17 protein-coding genes and 3 tRNA genes are annotated in these 15,076 nt (G+C 68.5%); 3 read left to right on the top strand and 17 right to left on the bottom strand.

Annotation, left to right across the window (positions count from 1 at the left end; translation table 11 throughout):
• Positions 1 to 132: 132 nt before the first annotated feature.
• The gene (locus tag ACFXOO_RS01745; RefSeq protein ID WP_394562620.1) at positions 133 to 543 is read left to right on the top strand and encodes a VOC family protein; all 411 of its coding nucleotides are present in this window, start codon (positions 133 to 135) and stop codon (positions 541 to 543) included.
• Positions 544 to 771: 228 nt separating this feature from the next.
• On the opposite strand, the gene ACFXOO_RS01740 is transcribed toward ACFXOO_RS01745, so the two are convergent.
• The 10 genes from ACFXOO_RS01740 to ACFXOO_RS01695 all read right to left on the bottom strand — a co-directional run bounded on the left by ACFXOO_RS01740 (position 772) and on the right by ACFXOO_RS01695 (position 6,545).
• Positions 772 to 1,224, bottom strand: coding sequence for a DUF1801 domain-containing protein (locus ACFXOO_RS01740; protein WP_378837208.1), 453 nt, complete (start codon positions 1,222 to 1,224; stop codon positions 772 to 774).
• A 17-nt stretch (positions 1,225 to 1,241) separates the two neighbouring features.
• Positions 1,242 to 1,514 (bottom strand): YegP family protein, encoded by a 273-nt coding sequence (locus ACFXOO_RS01735; protein WP_378837206.1) that lies wholly within the window; start codon positions 1,512 to 1,514, stop codon positions 1,242 to 1,244.
• A gap of 61 nt (positions 1,515 to 1,575) precedes the next feature.
• Positions 1,576 to 1,649 (bottom strand) — tRNA-Met (locus tag ACFXOO_RS01730).
• Between the two features lie 35 nt (positions 1,650 to 1,684).
• A tRNA-Thr gene (locus ACFXOO_RS01725) sits at positions 1,685 to 1,756 on the bottom strand.
• Positions 1,757 to 1,820: 64 nt separating this feature from the next.
• The gene (locus ACFXOO_RS01720; protein WP_394562619.1) at positions 1,821 to 2,924 is read right to left on the bottom strand and encodes a M23 family metallopeptidase; all 1,104 of its coding nucleotides are present in this window, start codon (positions 2,922 to 2,924) and stop codon (positions 1,821 to 1,823) included.
• A 188-nt stretch (positions 2,925 to 3,112) separates the two neighbouring features.
• Entirely contained in the window at positions 3,113 to 3,916 is an 804-nt protein-coding gene (locus ACFXOO_RS01715; RefSeq protein WP_394562618.1) for an inositol monophosphatase family protein, read from the bottom strand.
• Positions 3,916 to 4,890, bottom strand: a complete 975-nt coding sequence (locus tag ACFXOO_RS01710; protein ID WP_394562617.1) for a hypothetical protein — start codon at positions 4,888 to 4,890, stop codon at positions 3,916 to 3,918. The genes ACFXOO_RS01715 and ACFXOO_RS01710 overlap by 1 nt, the downstream gene beginning before the upstream one ends.
• Positions 4,891 to 4,915: 25 nt before the next feature.
• Positions 4,916 to 5,000 (bottom strand) — tRNA-Tyr (locus tag ACFXOO_RS01705).
• Between the two features lie 78 nt (positions 5,001 to 5,078).
• A complete protein-coding gene (locus ACFXOO_RS01700) occupies positions 5,079 to 6,008 on the bottom strand; it encodes a PfkB family carbohydrate kinase (RefSeq protein WP_394562616.1) in 930 nt (309 codons plus the stop codon).
• A gap of 42 nt (positions 6,009 to 6,050) precedes the next feature.
• Positions 6,051 to 6,545 (bottom strand): FBP domain-containing protein, encoded by a 495-nt coding sequence (locus ACFXOO_RS01695; protein WP_378852046.1) that lies wholly within the window; start codon positions 6,543 to 6,545, stop codon positions 6,051 to 6,053.
• 100 nt (positions 6,546 to 6,645) lie between these two features.
• Here ACFXOO_RS01695 and ACFXOO_RS01690 point away from each other — a divergent pair, with 100 nt between their 5' ends.
• Positions 6,646 to 7,134, top strand: a complete 489-nt coding sequence (locus ACFXOO_RS01690; protein ID WP_378837160.1) for a YajQ family cyclic di-GMP-binding protein — start codon at positions 6,646 to 6,648, stop codon at positions 7,132 to 7,134.
• 312 nt (positions 7,135 to 7,446) lie between these two features.
• Here ACFXOO_RS01690 and ACFXOO_RS01685 read toward each other — a convergent pair whose 3' ends face one another.
• From ACFXOO_RS01685 to ACFXOO_RS01660, 6 genes are all read right to left on the bottom strand, one after another.
• Positions 7,447 to 7,761 carry a hypothetical protein gene (locus tag ACFXOO_RS01685; protein WP_394562615.1) on the bottom strand — a complete coding sequence of 105 codons (315 nt, stop codon included), beginning with the start codon at positions 7,759 to 7,761 and terminating at the stop codon, positions 7,447 to 7,449.
• Positions 7,762 to 7,808: 47 nt separating this feature from the next.
• Entirely contained in the window at positions 7,809 to 8,834 is a 1,026-nt protein-coding gene (locus tag ACFXOO_RS01680; protein WP_378837155.1) for an alpha/beta hydrolase, read from the bottom strand.
• Positions 8,835 to 8,899: 65 nt separating this feature from the next.
• On the bottom strand, positions 8,900 to 10,273 hold the full coding sequence (locus tag ACFXOO_RS01675; RefSeq protein ID WP_378837153.1) for an FAD-dependent oxidoreductase: 1,374 nt from the start codon (positions 10,271 to 10,273) through the stop codon (positions 8,900 to 8,902).
• A gap of 67 nt (positions 10,274 to 10,340) precedes the next feature.
• The gene (locus tag ACFXOO_RS01670) at positions 10,341 to 11,414 is read right to left on the bottom strand and encodes a polyprenyl synthetase family protein (RefSeq protein WP_378837150.1); all 1,074 of its coding nucleotides are present in this window, start codon (positions 11,412 to 11,414) and stop codon (positions 10,341 to 10,343) included.
• An 83-nt stretch (positions 11,415 to 11,497) separates the two neighbouring features.
• Complete coding sequence (ubiE, locus tag ACFXOO_RS01665) at positions 11,498 to 12,235, bottom strand: bifunctional demethylmenaquinone methyltransferase/2-methoxy-6-polyprenyl-1,4-benzoquinol methylase UbiE (RefSeq protein WP_394562614.1); 738 nt, start codon at positions 12,233 to 12,235, stop codon at positions 11,498 to 11,500.
• Positions 12,236 to 12,272: 37 nt separating this feature from the next.
• A complete protein-coding gene (locus ACFXOO_RS01660; RefSeq protein WP_394562613.1) occupies positions 12,273 to 12,815 on the bottom strand; it encodes a DUF402 domain-containing protein in 543 nt (180 codons plus the stop codon).
• Between the two features lie 22 nt (positions 12,816 to 12,837).
• On the opposite strand from ACFXOO_RS01660, the gene ACFXOO_RS01655 reads away from it, so the two are divergent.
• Positions 12,838 to 14,184, top strand: a complete 1,347-nt coding sequence (locus tag ACFXOO_RS01655) for an isochorismate synthase MenF (RefSeq protein ID WP_394562612.1) — start codon at positions 12,838 to 12,840, stop codon at positions 14,182 to 14,184.
• Between the two features lie 10 nt (positions 14,185 to 14,194).
• Here the strand turns inward: ACFXOO_RS01655 and ACFXOO_RS01650 are convergent, their stop codons facing one another.
• Positions 14,195 to 15,058, bottom strand: coding sequence for a PPK2 family polyphosphate kinase (locus ACFXOO_RS01650; RefSeq protein WP_394562611.1), 864 nt, complete (start codon positions 15,056 to 15,058; stop codon positions 14,195 to 14,197).
• Between the last annotated feature and the right edge of the window lie 18 nt (positions 15,059 to 15,076).

Raw genomic sequence — 15,076 nt, 5'->3', positions numbered from 1 at the left:
TGGGAATGGCTTCGGTCGATCGCTGAGGTTACCGCCGCGACCGTGGCTAGGGAACAGGTCTTGCCGTCCGGTTAACCGTCCTCGGCTGCGGTCGTCTTGCTCACTCTCGATGCGAACCCGCAGGATGTCAGGGTGCCTCTTTTCGATCACCTCGGAATCACCGTCGAAGATCTGACCCGATCATCCGCTCAATTTGACCCCGTCATGAGGGCGCTCGGATGCACTCGGCAGGATGCAGAACAGTCGGTGTCCTGGTACAAGGGTGAAGAGGAGCTGATCCTGTTTCCCGCGCGGGAGGTGGGCACCGGGCCGCACCGGACCGGCCGGGTCGGTTGGCAACATCTGGCCTTCGCCGTCGACTCCCGAGATGAGGTCGATCGCCTGCACGCGATTGCGGTGGGAGCAGGCTGGACGACGGTGCGCGAGCCGAAATTGTATCCGCGGTTCAACGATCGCTATTACGCCTCCTTCATGGAGGACGAGAACGGCATCCGCCTCGAGTTCATGTGCAATTCGCCGCAACAATCAGTCGACAAGCGCTGAAGAGTCGAACGGATACGTTGCTGTCAAGCGGAGGGATCGATGGGTTCGCCGCGAGCGTTCGAATCCTCGGTTGATATGAAGGTTCGAACATCACTGCCACGTTGAACTTTCTAGGTGTCCTACAATCCCCCGCCTCGGCGCGGCTCCGTCAATCGCGTGGGTGGCAGTGGCGCCTGTCGAAGGTGGGCTGTAACGAGACGAGCAGATCCTCGGGATCGGCGGTGGGGTTCAGCGCCTGCTGCCGCCGACGCCGGGCACGGAGGTGATCTGCCTCATCCACCCGGCGATTTGGACGCTGTCGATATCGTCCAGGGTCTGCAGTTCGACGCCTCGTGTTGCTTTGCCCATTCCCACGGGCGTCACGGGAGGTACGGGCTCGAGCAGGGTCGCGCCATTGACGAACATGAGCTTTACGTCAGACGCAAAACCTCCGCAGCTGAAGCACCAGCCCTCACCGACGCCGTAGTACGCCATTCCCCACTTCACGGCTCTGTAGAGGTTGGGCAAGGTCGCGGCGGCTAAAGCGTCTACGGCCTGGACGACGCTGCGTTGAGGCTCGGGAAGACTGGCGATGTAGGCGAAGACCGGCTTGTCCCCGACAGCTGCTTTTGCGGGACTCGCTCGACCCGTCATCGCTTGCGGGAGCTGCGTTCGCTCGCCGTCCTCCCCGGTACCTGCCATCTCCCACCTCACTGTGCTCACACGCCGGTGGCGTCTCCTGCGTTGAGCCGGACGTTGTCGGCCGACCGTTCGGCGTTTCTTTTCGACGCGAACGCTTCTCCGGATGCCGCGACTTTATCGCTGCCACGCCAGGCCCGCCACCGATAGCTGCCACCCGCGTCCGCGTAGATCTCGTACCTCGCGGTCGCCGCGCCGAGCTCGAAGGATCGCGCGGCACGGAGGGCGCCCGTCTGGTCATGGAGGGTGCAGCGGATGCCCGGGCACGCCTCCGATGCTCTCGACCGTGGCACCAGCCGAGACTCCCCGAGACGAAGAAACCCCCAGAATCTGGCGGGATTCCGGGGGTTTGCGTAGCGGGAGCGGGGCTTGAACCCGCGACCTCACGATTATGAGTCGTGCGCTCTCACCAACTGAGCTACCCCGCCGCGAGGCATCCGTTCCCGAAAGACCGGAGGCTTCGAGCCCCGAGACAGGATTGAACTGTCGACCTCTTCCTTACCAAGGAAGTGCTCTACCACTGAGCTATCGGAGCGCACCCGAGCGAGCCCAGGCAACTAGAAGAGACTACCAGAGCGGCGGCGTCCCCTTGAATCGGGTCAGCAGGTCGCGTGCGCCTGCAGCCACGGAAGCGGATCGATCGCGGTGCCGCCACCGGGCTCGATCTCGAAGTGCGTGTGCGCCCCGAAGGAACGACCCGTGTCACCGGTCTGGCCGATGAACTCGCCGACCGAGACCTTGTCGCCGACCTGAACCTGGCGCGACCCGTAGATCATGTGCGCGTAGCGGCTCGACACCAGCTGTCCGTCGACGACGTGGTCGATCACGATGGTGACGCCGTAGGCTCCCCCGTCATCGGTCGAGATGCGCACGACCCCGTCGGCGATGGCCTGGATGTGCGCACCCTCGCCCGGCGTGAAGTCGATGCCTTCGTGCAGCGTGCCCGAGCGCATGCCGAAGCCGTAGCTCATCGGCACGCCCACGGCGAACGGCCACTGGATGGGGCAGTTGGGGTCGGCGGTGAAGACCGAGCTCGAGGTCTGGCTGATGCCCGCGACACCCGCCATCTCAACGAGCGTCCCCGTCTGATAACTCTCGGAGCGATCGACGCCGACGTTCTGCGTCTGCGAGGGCGCGACATACGCCTGGATCTCGTTGGAGGTGGCCGGCACGTCACCGGCGGGCTGTGCGAGCATCGCGGACGTCGTGTCGAGCGACCCCGAGGACGAGGCGACGGCCTGCGCGGGGGTGGTCATCCCGACGGCGAGGAGACCGACGATGCCCATGACACCGACGGAGAAGGATGCCGCGGTCATGCGCTTGAACGAATGCCCCGCGACCTTCGGACGGCGTGACGCCTTGTGCGATGCGGCCGCCGTCTTCTGGCCGGCGGCGACCCGGACGGGCGACGTGTCGGCTGCGGGGCCCGCGATCACGGGGTTCTCACCGGTGAAGGAGAACAGGCGCGCCGCGATCTCGAACTCGTCGACTGACGGAGCGGACGCCGCTGCCGGTGTCGACCCGGTCGACTGGGCGGCACGTCGCGCACGGCGACTGGTCGACGGATCGATGTCGACATATGGAGGGGTGCGCAGTGGCTCGTCGCGACGGACGTCGGAGGTGGCCTGCGAACCCGTGGGAAGTGCACGGCTGGAGCGTCGCGTGGGCGCGGGATCAGCAGCCGATGAGGGGTCGAAAGTCAAGACGCAGGAAGGCTTTCAGATCGAGTCGCCCGGGGGGTGCGACGGGGTGGAACATGGAGCTGTCGATCATTCTGCCGTTCGGGCGAAGATAACGATCAGATAAACACTACCGGTAACATCCTGGGAGTCACGTGCACGGGCCTTTGCACGATCGGCCCGGACGACATCCCTCAGAGCACCGCCGCTCGTCATTCCGGACCCGCGGCGGCAGCCTGCAGCCGGTCGAAGAGCGCAGGGCCGCTCGCGATGATCATCGCGTTGTCGGCTCTCGCCCCGGGGAGACCGCCCACGACTCCGCCCGCTTCTTCGACGAGCAGGGCACCGGCGGCGTGATCCCAGGGTTTCAGTCCGCGCTCGAAGTATCCGTCGAGACGCCCCGATGCGACGAAGGCGAGATCGAGCGCCGCCGACCCGATGCGTCGCAGATCTCGGGCGAGCGGCATCACTCTGGCCACGCGGGCGAGGTCGCCCGCGTGCGTCGCCGGGTCGTACCCGAAACCCGTGGCCAGCAGCGCGCCCGCGGGCGAGAGCTCGGCATTCACGGCAAGACGGTCCGAGCCGAGCCACGCCCCGACACCCTTCACCGCATGGAAGAGCTCGCCGTTCGCGGGACTGAAGACCACTCCGGCGAGGGCGACCCAGCTCTGCGGGTCGGGCTCGCCCGCGACTGCGGCGATGCTGACGGCATACGAGGGGATGCCGTAGGCGTAGTTCACGGTGCCGTCGATGGGATCGACGATCCAGGTCGTGCCGCTTCGCCCGACCTCCGCCTCCGACTCCTCCCCCACGAAGCCGTCGTCGGGCCGTTCAGCAGCGAGACGCGCACGGATCAGCGCCTCGACCTCGCGATCGGCCTCGGTGACGATGTCGGCGATGGCTGACTTGGTCGCCGCGATCGAGACGCCCTCCGCGCGCCGACGGCGAGCGAGCTCACCCGCCTCCCGTGCGATGTCGATGGCGAGTTCGGCCAGCTGTCGGTTGTCGTCCGTCATCAGCGGGTCGGCGGCAGCGGCGGTGCGGGCGGGTAGCCCTGCCCGTGCGGGGTGGGCGGCGCGGGCGGAGCAGCGGGAGCACCCGGCGGACGGGCACCGGGGCTCATGCGACCGGTGTAGAAGGCACCCCAATCAGGCGAGCCGTCGGGCATCACGGGCAGCGGCGTCCGACCGTCGGCGAACATCGGCCAGGGCAGCGGCTGCACGTGCGCCTGCGGCTCGAGCGATGACGACGATCCGGCGAACACGGGCGGCGCCTGCGGAGGGAACGGTGCAGGACGAGCGGATGCCGCGGCCGACGGGTACGGGCCACCCACCGTGCCCGGGCCCGCCGGGCGGGCCTTGCGGGGGGCGAACAGCAGGTTCATGAGAGGGATGAGCGCGGTCCCGACCGCCGCGAGGATCGTGATCGCCACGACGAGACGCCAGTACCACCCGCGGAAGTCGATGAACTCATTGAGCATGAGCGACAGGACCAGCATCAGCGCGAGCAGCCCGACGAGTGCCACGGTGATGCCGGCGATGACGCGGACGAAGGTCGTGGGGTTGCGGCGGACCGCCTTCGCGAACAGCGTGACGTGCAGCAGTGCGAGCTGCACGATGAGCACGATGAGCAGGAACTCGACGAAACGGACGAACCCGACGCCGGAGCGGGTGTCCGGCAGCCAGATCATCACGGCACCGATGACGAGGATCGCCACCCAGCCGACCATGCTGGCGAGCGCGAGCCACCCGGGACGCCTCGGGGCGAGGTGGACGTCGAGGATCGCCGCACCGGCGAACGCCGCCAGCAGGAGGATCGTCGAGAACGCACGACCGATGATGTCGCCCGTCGAACCCACCAGAACCCACACGACGCAGAGGAGGGCCGCCGCGATCAGCGCACCGATGGCCACCCAGATGGCCGCCCGCTGCAGCTGCGGGCCGGCGGCGCCTCGAGTCGGTACGTCACGCGGAGGTTCGGGAGTAGTCATAATCGCTCCTGATCGGGCGAATTTCTGGTGGCGAGTGAGGGATTCGAACCCCCGAAGTCGATGACAGCTGAGTTACAATCAGATCCCTTTGGCCGCTTGGGTAACTCGCCAGGGCGCTCCGTCCGACTTGTGCAGACGACCGGAGGCGCGATCCACAATGCTACCCAACGATGGGCCCGCAGGAGAAATCACGTGCCCAGGCGATCGAGGTCGTCCCCCGCCAAGGCGGGCGGCAGGCGCAAGAGCGCTCCTTCGAACCGGCACGTCGCCGCGGCGACATCCATCGCCCGCTCCAGAAGCGCACCCCATCCGTCATCGTTCGCCGGCGCATCCTGCACGAGGGAGACCACGGCGGCGGCGAGGACGGCATCTCCCGCGCCCATGGTGTCGATGATGCGCCGCGGGAGGTCCGACACAGGACGTGTCACAACGATCTCGCCCGCTTCGAGAGTCGCCCCGGCGGCGCCTTCGGTGGCGAGGACGACGTCCACCCCCAGGTCGATCAACCGAGCTCGCAGCGCGTGCAGAGGCTCGCCGTAGAGGAGGGAGGCGTCGTCGTCGCCCACTTTCACGAGGGTGGCGGACGCGGCGAGCGACTCGAAACCGCGCACGAACTCCGCGCGGTCGCTCATCATGCCCGAGCGGGGGTTCGGGTCGATCGCGAGCGACTGCGCTCCGCTGACGGCGTCGGCGAGTTCGAGGGTCTGGGCGATGTCGTCGAACGGGAAGCAGCTGACCACAACGGTCGGAGCATCCGCGATCGCCTCCCGCTCACGCGCTCCGAACCGGATGCGTCGCTCCTGCGCGGCCTGGTTGAACTCGTACTCCGGCTCGCCGGCTCCGCTGCGCACACTGACCGCGCGCGAGGAGCCGTGCGGCGCGGCACTCGCGATGAGCTCCACGCCGAAATCCGACAGGAACGAGCGGATGCGCCCGCCCGCTTCGTCATCACCCACCATTGCGATCAGGGTTGCAGGCACACCGAGACGGCTGATCCCCACCGCGACGTTGAGGGCGGCCCCTCCGACGAACTCGCGGACGCCGTGGTCATCGCGCAGTTCGTCGATCAGGGCGTCGCCGATGACGACGACACGCGCCGGCGGAGTGTTCTCTGACATGGTGGGCTCCCTTGCTTCCTGTCTGCCTGCACATTACTGGCGTCAGGCCGTGACCTCGTCCAGGATGCGACGGACGAACGACTCCACGCGGCGGTGCGTCCCGTCGATGCGGCGGTCCACGCTCGCCCGCACTTCGCTCGGCGCCAGCGGCGCGGCGAGCCGCACGTTCTCGTGACAGGAGAGATCTGCGCAGATGTAGGTGCCGACGCTGTCGCCGTGCTCCCCCGCGAGGCCGGCCTTCTTCGCGGTGAACAACGCCACCTGATCGGCCGGTTGCATCGTGTGGCACAGGTTGCACATCGCCGACCTCGCCCGCGAAGTGCCGTCCGCGACCCGGAGGGCGACGCCCGCGATCCGACCGTCGAGCTCGAGGACGACGTAACCGCGCCCGCGGGTGCGGGGATCACGCCATGCGAGGAAGTCGCAGTGGTCCCAGTCCGTGAGCACGAAGTCCGCCGGCGGGGTCACGAGTCGCCGCTCGTCCACCGTCACATTGGAGAACGACGCACGCACGTCGGCTTCTGTCAGCGGGCGCATGGGTTCTCCTCATGGTGGGATGCGGGCGGGCGACATCGACAAGTCTACGAAGACGGATGCTGCTTCCTCCGGCGCGAGACCACCGGACTAAACTCTCACCATGGCTGATTCATCCTTCGACATCGTGAGCAAGGTCGATCATCAGGAGGCCGACAACGCCCTCCAGCAGGCCCGCAAGGAGGTCGAGCAGCGCTACGACTTCAAGGGCACGGGCGCGTCGATCGACTGGAGCGGCGACGACATCCTGATCAAGGCGAACACGGAGGAACGGGCCAAGGCAGTACTCGACGTCTTCCAGAGCAAGCTCATCAAGCGCGGGATCTCGCTGAAGAGCCTCGAGTCGGGTGAGCCGGCTGCGAGCGGCAAGGAGTACCGCATCGCCTCGTCGCTGAAGGACGGGATCTCGCAGGAGAACGCGAAGAAGATCGGCAAGATCATCCGCGACGAAGCACCGAAGACGGTCAAGTCGCAGATCCAGGGCGACGAACTGCGGGTGCAGTCCAAGAGTCGCGACGACCTCCAGTCGACGATCGCGCTGCTCAAAGGAGCCGACCTCGACGTCGATCTCCAGTTCATCAACTTCCGCTGACGGCTGCCGACGGCAAGCGCTCACCCGGCTGTGGTCGATATATCACCGCGGGTACCGCCACAGCAGTGGACGTGTGGAACAGGTGTTCCATAGAGTGAGCAAGGACAACACGATCCCGACCTCGGTCGGCCCGGTTCCTCCCCAGTGGCCGGAGCTCACTGATCTATCCCCAGTAGGTCTGAGTGGTTGAGATGTCCGGTTCCCTCACGCCTGGCCCGCTCGGCAATGTGGCGTGAGGGAACCGATCTTTCCGCCGACGAATCCGTCCCGGCCGTCTTCGACGGCGCGTGAGGACCGTCGTCGCACGGAGTGCTACGACGAGCTGCGTGGACGCGCCAGATACTCCCAGTCGACCTCGAGCACGTGGGGGCGGGATCGGGAGATGCGCGCGGGGAGAATCATGTCCGTCTCCGGCCAGTACCGGCGCTGGATGACCGCGGTGGTCTGCACGGTCGTCGGCACAACCCCGGGCGCCTCGGCGAGGAGCTCGAGACGGCACTCCTGGAATCGACCTCGCCTCGCGGGCTCCGAGACCGCGAGGACGCGCACTCGCCCGCGGACGGCGTCAGCGAGCGGACTGCCGGTCATCACCTCGAGCTGGTGCGCCACCTCGTCGAGATCTTCCATGCCCGAAGCCTAACCGCGACGCCCGCACCACCGGTCATATGCGCCCGTCAACGGAAGCGCGGCCTCGGCGCGACCGGTGCGCGCGTGGCGAGGCATCCGATCACCCAGCGCTCCAGCCGGTAGTAGGCCTCGTCGCGCACGTCCGCGCGCGACAGGAAGACATCGTGGAGCGCTCCCGCGATCCGGTCGACCGTCACCGACGAGGCGAGCTTGAGCGAGGCCCGCGCGATGTCGTCGACGACGAGCACGGAGTCCGACCGGGTCAGGTCCTCCGACCAGCGCCGGGGAATCGCCGACTTCGCCGACAGCAGGACGCAGACGGGGGCGTCGATCGCAAGCCCCGATGCGACGCGTGCGTGCCCCACCAGCACCGCGTGGAGCCAGCCCGCGTGCACGGCCATCGACTGCTCAGGGCGCCACTCCAGGTTCACATCCAGCGGGTCCTCCGCATTGCGCACTTCACGCTGCGCCCGTGCGTAGTAGCCGAGATCCACCTGTGGGATCGTCTCCATCGGTCGCAGGCGCGTTTCGAGCGAGAGCAGCGGTGACACGGCCGCCCGGGTCGTCCCGCTCAGCTGGAACTCGAGCCACGGGCTGTTCAGCACCACCGCTGAGATGAGCCTGGGATGCCGCGCCGCCCACAGCGACAGGATCAGGCCGCCCGTGGAATGGCCCACGAGCACGAGCCGGCGCTTCGCGGGCTCCCCGGCGAGCGGACGATTCATCGCCTCCAGGGCGGCGGAGATGTCCTCGTCGTAGGTCGTCAGATCGGCGATGTAGCCGGGCGTCTGCCCGGGGCGCAGGCTCCGACCGTACTTGCGCAAGTCGAGCGCGTAGAAGTCCGCGCCGCGGTCGGTCCAGAACGTCGCGAACTCGCGTTGGAAGAAATAGTCCGACCAGCCGTGCACGTAGAGGACGTCGACATCGGCGAGCGGCTGATGGTGCAGCACGTGCCGGTGCGCCTGCGATCGTACGATCGTGGCGACGACCTCGCCCTCGAAGTCTTCTCCGAGGGGCAGCGTCTGCTGCTCGAACGGCGCTCCGAGGATGTCGGCAACCCACTCACCAGCCATGGCGACACTTTATTGGGTCGCGCCCGGGTCACGCCGCCGGCCGCTCCCCGCCCGCCTCCGGCTCGTCACTCGCCGCGCGAGACCTGGACCATCTCGTCGCGCGGGACCACCTTGATGCGCGCCCGTCCGTGCGGCTCGCCCAGTGCCACCTCGTGTTCGTCGAGGCGATGCCAGCCGTCGAGGTCGGTCCAGGCGACGCCGCGTTCGGTGAGGAGGGCGGGGACGGCCCCCTCCGACGGGTCGGCGGGCTGCCACCACGATGCCTGATCGTTGATCACGTGCCGTACCGTCTCCATGGCATCGGATTTCGTGTGCCCGATGAGGCCGACGGGCCCGCGCTTGATCCACCCGGTGGCGTACATCCCCGGGACTCGCTCGTTGGAATCCTTGTGCAGTACCTGACCCTCGTGGTTGGGGATCACACCGTGCCGCTTGTCGAAGGGAACACCCTGCAGGGGCGAACCGAAGTAGCCGACCGCACGGTAGATCGCCTGGATCGCGACCTCGCGCAGCTCACCGGTGCCGGTCACGCCGCCCTCGGCGTCGGGCCGGGTGCGCTCGTAGACGAACGAGGTCACGCGTCCTTCATCGTCCTTCTTCACCTCGACGGGCTTGGCCCAGAAATGCAGGTGGAGGCGGCGCGACGCCGTGCCGCCGGCGTTGTTGACCGAGTCGCGCTTGCGCCAGGACTGCAGCACGCGGTCGATCACCATGACCTGCTTGTTGCTCGCGATCGCGGCGCGTGAGGCGTCGTCGTAGTCGAAATCCTCGTCGTAGACGACCATGTCCACATCGCGCAGCTCGCCGAGCTCGCGCAGTTCGAGAGGAGTGAACTTCACCTGGGCGGGTCCGCGGCGGCCGAAGACGTGGATGTCGGTGATGGGACTCGCGACGAGCCCGGCGTGGACGTTGTCGGGGATCTCCGTGGGGAGGAGGTCTTCCGGATGCTTGATGAGCATGCGCGTGACATCCAGGGCCACGTTGCCGTTGCCGATCACGGCGACCGACTCGGCCTCGAGCGGCCACGTGCGCGGCACGTCGGGGTGCCCGTCGAACCAGCTCACGAAGTCGGCGGCGCCGTAGGAGCCCACGGCATCGATGCCGGGGATATCGAGGTCGGTGTCGCGGATCGCGCCGGTCGAGAAGATCACGGCGTGATAGTGCTGCTTCAGGTCGTCCAGGGTGATGTCCGTACCGAAGTGCACGTTGCCGAAGATGCGGATGTCGCCGCGGTCGAGCACCTCGCGCAGAGCCGTGATGATGCCCTTGATGCGCGGGTGGTCGGGCGCGACGCCGTACCGCACCAGTCCGTATGGTGCGGGGAGCTGCTCGAAGAGGTCGATCGACACGTCGAACTTGCGCTCCGCCTTCAGCAGGATGTCGGCGGCGTAGATGCCCGCCGGCCCGGCGCCGACGATGGCCAACCTGAGTTTGGTCATGGGTGATGTCCTTTCGTGGCGCGACGATCGCAGAGTGCGAGGCGACCGGGGCGCGCGCGGGGGTGTGTCAGCTGGATCGGTCGGAAACGGCCTCGGCGAAGCGCGTGAGCGCCTCCCGCACGGGCCCGTCCGGAAGCGGCGCCAGCGCCTGCACGGCCTCGCGCGACCACGTGTGCGCGAGGGCGACCGTGGCGTCGGTCGCCTCATGGGTGCGGAGCTCGGCGAGCGCGTCATCGAGGATGGCCGGGTCGGCCCCGTCGGCGATGCGTGAGACGCCGTCGTCGACGCGCATGCGCAGGGCGACGGACGCCTGGTCTTGGCGCTGCGCGAGAAGCAGGTACGGCATCGTCGGCACGCCCGCGCGCAGGTCGGTGCCGGGCACCTTGCCGGTTTCGGCCGGGTCGGCCGAGAGATCGATGACGTCATCGAGCAATTGGAAGGCGACGCCCACCTTCTCGCCGAACACCACGACCGGCGCCTCGTACTCGAGCGGCGCGTTCGAGAAGAGCACGCCTGTCTGCGCGGCGGCGGCGATCAGCGATCCGGTCTTGTCGGAAAGGACGTCGAGGTAGAACTCGACGGGGTCGTCGTCGTCCTGGGCGCCGACCGTCTCGTGCATCTGTCCGAGGACGAGGCGCTCGAACGTATCGGCCTGGAGCTGGATGGCGCGCTCGCCGTTGCGTGCCATCAGCTGACTGGCGCGCGAGAACAGCAGGTCGCCGGTGAGGATCGCGATGTTGTTACCCCAGACCGAGTGGGCACTGGGCACGCCGCGACGCTTGTCCGCCGCATCCATCACGTCGTCGTGGTACAGCGAGCCGAGGTGCGTCATCTCGAGGGCGGTGGCCCCCTCGATGACCGCCTGCGTGGCGCCGTCGCCGAGTTCGGCCGTGAGCAGCGCGAGCATCGGGCGGATGCGCTTCCCGCCCGCCTCGTAGAGGTAACGGCTGGTTGCATCGGCCAACGTGTCGGCGACCTTGAGCTCCAGGGCGAGCTGAGCGTCGACCTTCTCGAGTCCGGCGTCCACGGTCGCGAGTAGCCTGCGGGAGCGTACGCCTGTGAAGATGCGGTCCGACAGGCTCAGCTTGCCCGCGAAGGCGATGCGCGCGGCAGAGCTGGGCGCGGAAGGACGCGGAGTCACGCTGTCAGCCTACCGTCCCGCACCTGATCACCGGCCGCGCGGGCAGGGGCACCCGCGGCGGGCGATGCGCGCGCACGGTCGGGTCACTCCCCGGCGGGGTCGGTGCCGGGGTTGGTGCCGCGGTGCAGCGCGACGATCCCGAACGTGAGGTCGCGATGGGCGACCCCGGTCCACCCCGCCTCGCGCATCCAGGCCGACAGGGTGGGCTGGTCGGGCCAGTCCCGGATCGACTCGTTGAGGTAGTCGTACGCGTCGGCGTTCGAGCTGACGGCCTTGGCCACGACGGGAAGGATCCGGTCGTTGTAGAAGCGGTACAGCCCCTCGAACACGGGCGACGGCGGGTGCGAGAACTCGCAGACGACGATGCGGCCGCCGGGCCGGGTGACGCGACGCAGCTCACGGAGGGCCTTCTTCGGGTCATTCACGTTGCGCAGCCCGAACGACATCGTCACGGTGTCGAACTCGCCGTCCTCGAAGGGGAGCGCGGTCGCGTCCGCCTCGGTGAAGCTGAGATTCGCGATGTCGTGGTGACGACGGCGGCCCTCGGCGATCATTCCGGGCGAGAAGTCCGCCGCGACGACGTCTGCGCCGCTGCGCGCCAGCGCCACGCTCGATGCACCGGTGCCGGCGGCGAGATCGAGGATGCGCTGACCCGGGCGGGGAGCCACGGCGCGCGTCGTGGCCACGCGCCACAGCCGGTCGTTGCCGAGGCTCAGCACGGCATTCGTACGGTCGTACCCCGCAGCGACCTCGTCGAACATGCCGCTGACGCGCGCGGGGTCTTTGCCGAGATCGGCGCGGTGCGGGCGGTCGGAGTGCATCCGTCGATTGTAGGCCGGGGCGGCGTGCGCCCGGCCCTCACTGCGGCGCGAGCGCCTCGAGCCTGACGAACCACGAGTCCGCGGTCGCGTCGTCGAACGGCGGCACGCGACGCGTCACCTGCTCCTCGAGATCGATGGCCACCTGCTCGAGTCGAGCCACGATCTCCGGCGGGTACCCGTAGGCGACGCGATGCTCCTCCCACTCGTCGCGATCGTCGATGTAGATCCCGCGTTCGACGCGGTCGACGACGTCGAGGTCCATGTCGATGCCGGTCGGCACCCCGTCCTGCCAGCGGGCGTCCCACGCGATGTCGATGTAGATGACCGTCCTGCTGGGCGCGGCGTTGCGCGTGTACACGAACTCCCCCGACGGCGGAAGGAGCGTGATGTTCGGATGCTGCACCGCGACGTCGCGCCCCGGTCGAGCGCTGCGCCACCCCGGCTGCTGGCCGAACCAGTCCCCCCACCGGTCGCTGCCGAGGTAGATGCACTCGTGCTCCCAGTGCGGTCCCCCGTTCCATTTCCGCCACCGGAAGTTCAACGGTGTACCGGATGCAGGACGCGGCGGCGAGGGTGTCACGGCGCAAGTCTAGGCTGGAGACGTGCGGGATTCCGAAGGGCGAGAAGTGCCGCGGCTCTGTGCCGAGACACGCGAGATCGACCACGTCGACGACCTCCTCGATTTCGCCGATCCGACCGGAACGCTCGCCTGGCTTCGCCGTGGCGACGGCATCGTCGCGCTGAGCGGTGTCGGAGAGCCGGTGTTCACCCTCTCGGAGGACGGCGCCACCGACCTCGCCCGCATCCCTCGGCTCGCCGCCCGCTGGCGCGCGATCTCGGACGTCGCCGAGGTGGATGACGACGTGCGGGTCCCCGGTACGGGTCTGGTCGGCTTCAGTGCGATCGCGTTCGACGACCGCTCCTCAGCGCCATCCACGATCATCGTGCCGTCGGCGCTGGTCGGACGCCGGGCCGGACGCTCGTGGGTCACCCGCATCAGGCGAGCGGATGCCGCGTACCCCGAGCTGCCCACCGGGCTGGCCCCGTGGGGCGCGTACTGGTCGGCGACGCTCGGTCCCGGTTCCCTCGACCCGGCGGCGTATCAGTCGGCCGTCCATTCGGCCCTCGACGCGATCGCCGCGGGCGAAGTGAGCAAGGTGGTGCTCGCCCGGGATCTGCGGGGCACGGTCCCCGCCGGCGCCGACCTGCGTCGACTCGCCCGCGCACTGTCGACGGGGTATCCCGACTGCTGGGCATTCGCCGTGGACGGCCTCATCGGCGCGAGTCCCGAGACACTGGTGACCGTGTCGCGCGGGACCGTCACGGCCCGCGTCCTGGCCGGAACCACTCCTCGCGGCGCCGACGCGGACGCCGACACGCTCGCTTCCGCGGCGCTGGCGACCAGCGCGAAAGACCAGGACGAACACCTGTACGCCGTGCGTAGCGTGCTCGGCTCGCTGAGGTCGCACACGTCCGCACTCGCCGCGAGCGAGCAGCCGTTCACCCTGAAGCTTCCCAACGTCTGGCACCTGGCGACCGATGTCGAGGGCACGCTCTCGGGCGCGGCATCCGCTCTGGATCTCGTCGGCGCACTGCATCCCACCGCCGCGGTCGCGGGCACCCCCACCGCCGCTGCCCTGGCGGTCATCGATCGCCTCGAGCCGTTCGACCGCGGACGTTACGCGGGTCCGGTGGGCTGGGTGGACGGCACGGGCGACGGGGAATGGGCGATCGCCCTGCGCTGCGCTCAGATCGGAGCGCCGGATGCCGCGACCGACGCGTCCCCGGACGGCGCCCCCGACGTCGGCTCCCCGACACCCTTTTCTCTGCGCGCCACTCTGCCCGTCGTGGCGCACGCGGGCGCGGGCATCGTGGCGGGCAGCGACCCGGAGTCCGAGCTGATGGAGACGCGCGTCAAGTTCCGACCCATCGTGGACGCGTTGGCCTGATACCGCCGGTTCAGGTGGCGGCCAGGCGCTTCTTCTCGACCTCGACGTCGAACGTCGCGGTCGGCCACTGCGGGTCGATGTCCCGGAGAGTCTCGAGCAGGAGGTTCTGCACCGCGAGCCGGGCGTACCACTTGCGGTTGGCGGGGACGACGTACCAGGGCGCGACGTCGGTCGAGGTGCGCTCGAACACCGTCTGGTAGGCATCCATGTAGTGCGGCCACAGAGCGCGTTCGTCGACGTCGCCCGGGTTGTACTTCCAGTGCTTGTCGGGGCGGTCGAGCCGTTCAGCGAGTCGATCCCGCTGCTCGTCGTAGGAGATGTGCAGCATCACCTTGACGACACGCGACCCGGAGGCGACGAGTCCCGCTTCGAACTCGTTGATCGCGCCATAGCGACGCTCGATCTCCTCGTCGGACGCGAGCGAGCGCACCTTGCCGACCAGCACGTCCTCGTAGTGCGAGCGGTCGAAGACGCCGATGAGTCCGGGCGTCGGAACTCGGGAGCGCACGCGCCAGAGGAAGTCGTGGGAGAGCTCTTCGGGGGTGGGCTTCTTGAACGCCGTGAGCATGACTCCCTGAGGGTCGACCGCGCCGATCACGTGCCGCACGATGCCGCCCTTGCCGGCGGAGTCCATCGCCTGCAGCACGAGCAGGATCGAGGCATCCGACGCGCCCGTCCTGCTCTGCGCGAACAGGCGCTCCTGATACTCGTCGAGCTGCGCGAGTCCCGCCTTCAGATCTTCGGCACCGGTCGACTTCGACCCGGAGTGCCCGGGGGTGGACTCGGGATCCAGACCCGACAGCACGAATCCGGGGCCTGCGCGCAGGAGGTCGAGGCTGTCGGCGCCCCCGTGGGTCTGGCTCTTCGAGGTCATCTGCCCATTCTGGCGCGC

The organism is Microbacterium sp. P03 (assembly GCF_043556235.1).
In the GTDB taxonomy this organism is placed as follows: domain Bacteria; phylum Actinomycetota; class Actinomycetes; order Actinomycetales; family Microbacteriaceae; genus Microbacterium.
Note: the sequence above shows the minus strand (reverse complement) of the source record. Positions and strands in the feature narration are given on the sequence as shown.

What these genes read in the sequence shown, in the direction of transcription:
- ACFXOO_RS01740 (WP_378837208.1), bottom strand. Translation starts at nt 1,224, where the DNA reads ATGGCAGGTACCGGGGAGGACGGCGAGCGAACGCAGCTCCCGCAAGCG.
- ACFXOO_RS01715 (WP_394562618.1), bottom strand. Translation starts at nt 3,916, where the DNA reads ATGACGGACGACAACCGACAGCTGGCCGAACTCGCCATCGACATCGCA.
- ACFXOO_RS01710 (WP_394562617.1), bottom strand. Translation starts at nt 4,890, where the DNA reads ATGACTACTCCCGAACCTCCGCGTGACGTACCGACTCGAGGCGCCGCC.
- ACFXOO_RS01700 (WP_394562616.1), bottom strand. Translation starts at nt 6,008, where the DNA reads ATGTCAGAGAACACTCCGCCGGCGCGTGTCGTCGTCATCGGCGACGCC.
- ACFXOO_RS01695 (WP_378852046.1), bottom strand. Translation starts at nt 6,545, where the DNA reads ATGCGCCCGCTGACAGAAGCCGACGTGCGTGCGTCGTTCTCCAATGTG.
- ACFXOO_RS01690 (WP_378837160.1), top strand. Translation starts at nt 6,646, where the DNA reads ATGGCTGATTCATCCTTCGACATCGTGAGCAAGGTCGATCATCAGGAG.
- ACFXOO_RS01685 (WP_394562615.1), bottom strand. Translation starts at nt 7,761, where the DNA reads ATGGAAGATCTCGACGAGGTGGCGCACCAGCTCGAGGTGATGACCGGC.
- ACFXOO_RS01680 (WP_378837155.1), bottom strand. Translation starts at nt 8,834, where the DNA reads ATGGCTGGTGAGTGGGTTGCCGACATCCTCGGAGCGCCGTTCGAGCAG.
- ACFXOO_RS01675 (WP_378837153.1), bottom strand. Translation starts at nt 10,273, where the DNA reads ATGACCAAACTCAGGTTGGCCATCGTCGGCGCCGGGCCGGCGGGCATC.
- ubiE (WP_394562614.1), bottom strand. Translation starts at nt 12,235, where the DNA reads ATGCACTCCGACCGCCCGCACCGCGCCGATCTCGGCAAAGACCCCGCG.
- ACFXOO_RS01650 (WP_394562611.1), bottom strand. Translation starts at nt 15,058, where the DNA reads ATGACCTCGAAGAGCCAGACCCACGGGGGCGCCGACAGCCTCGACCTC.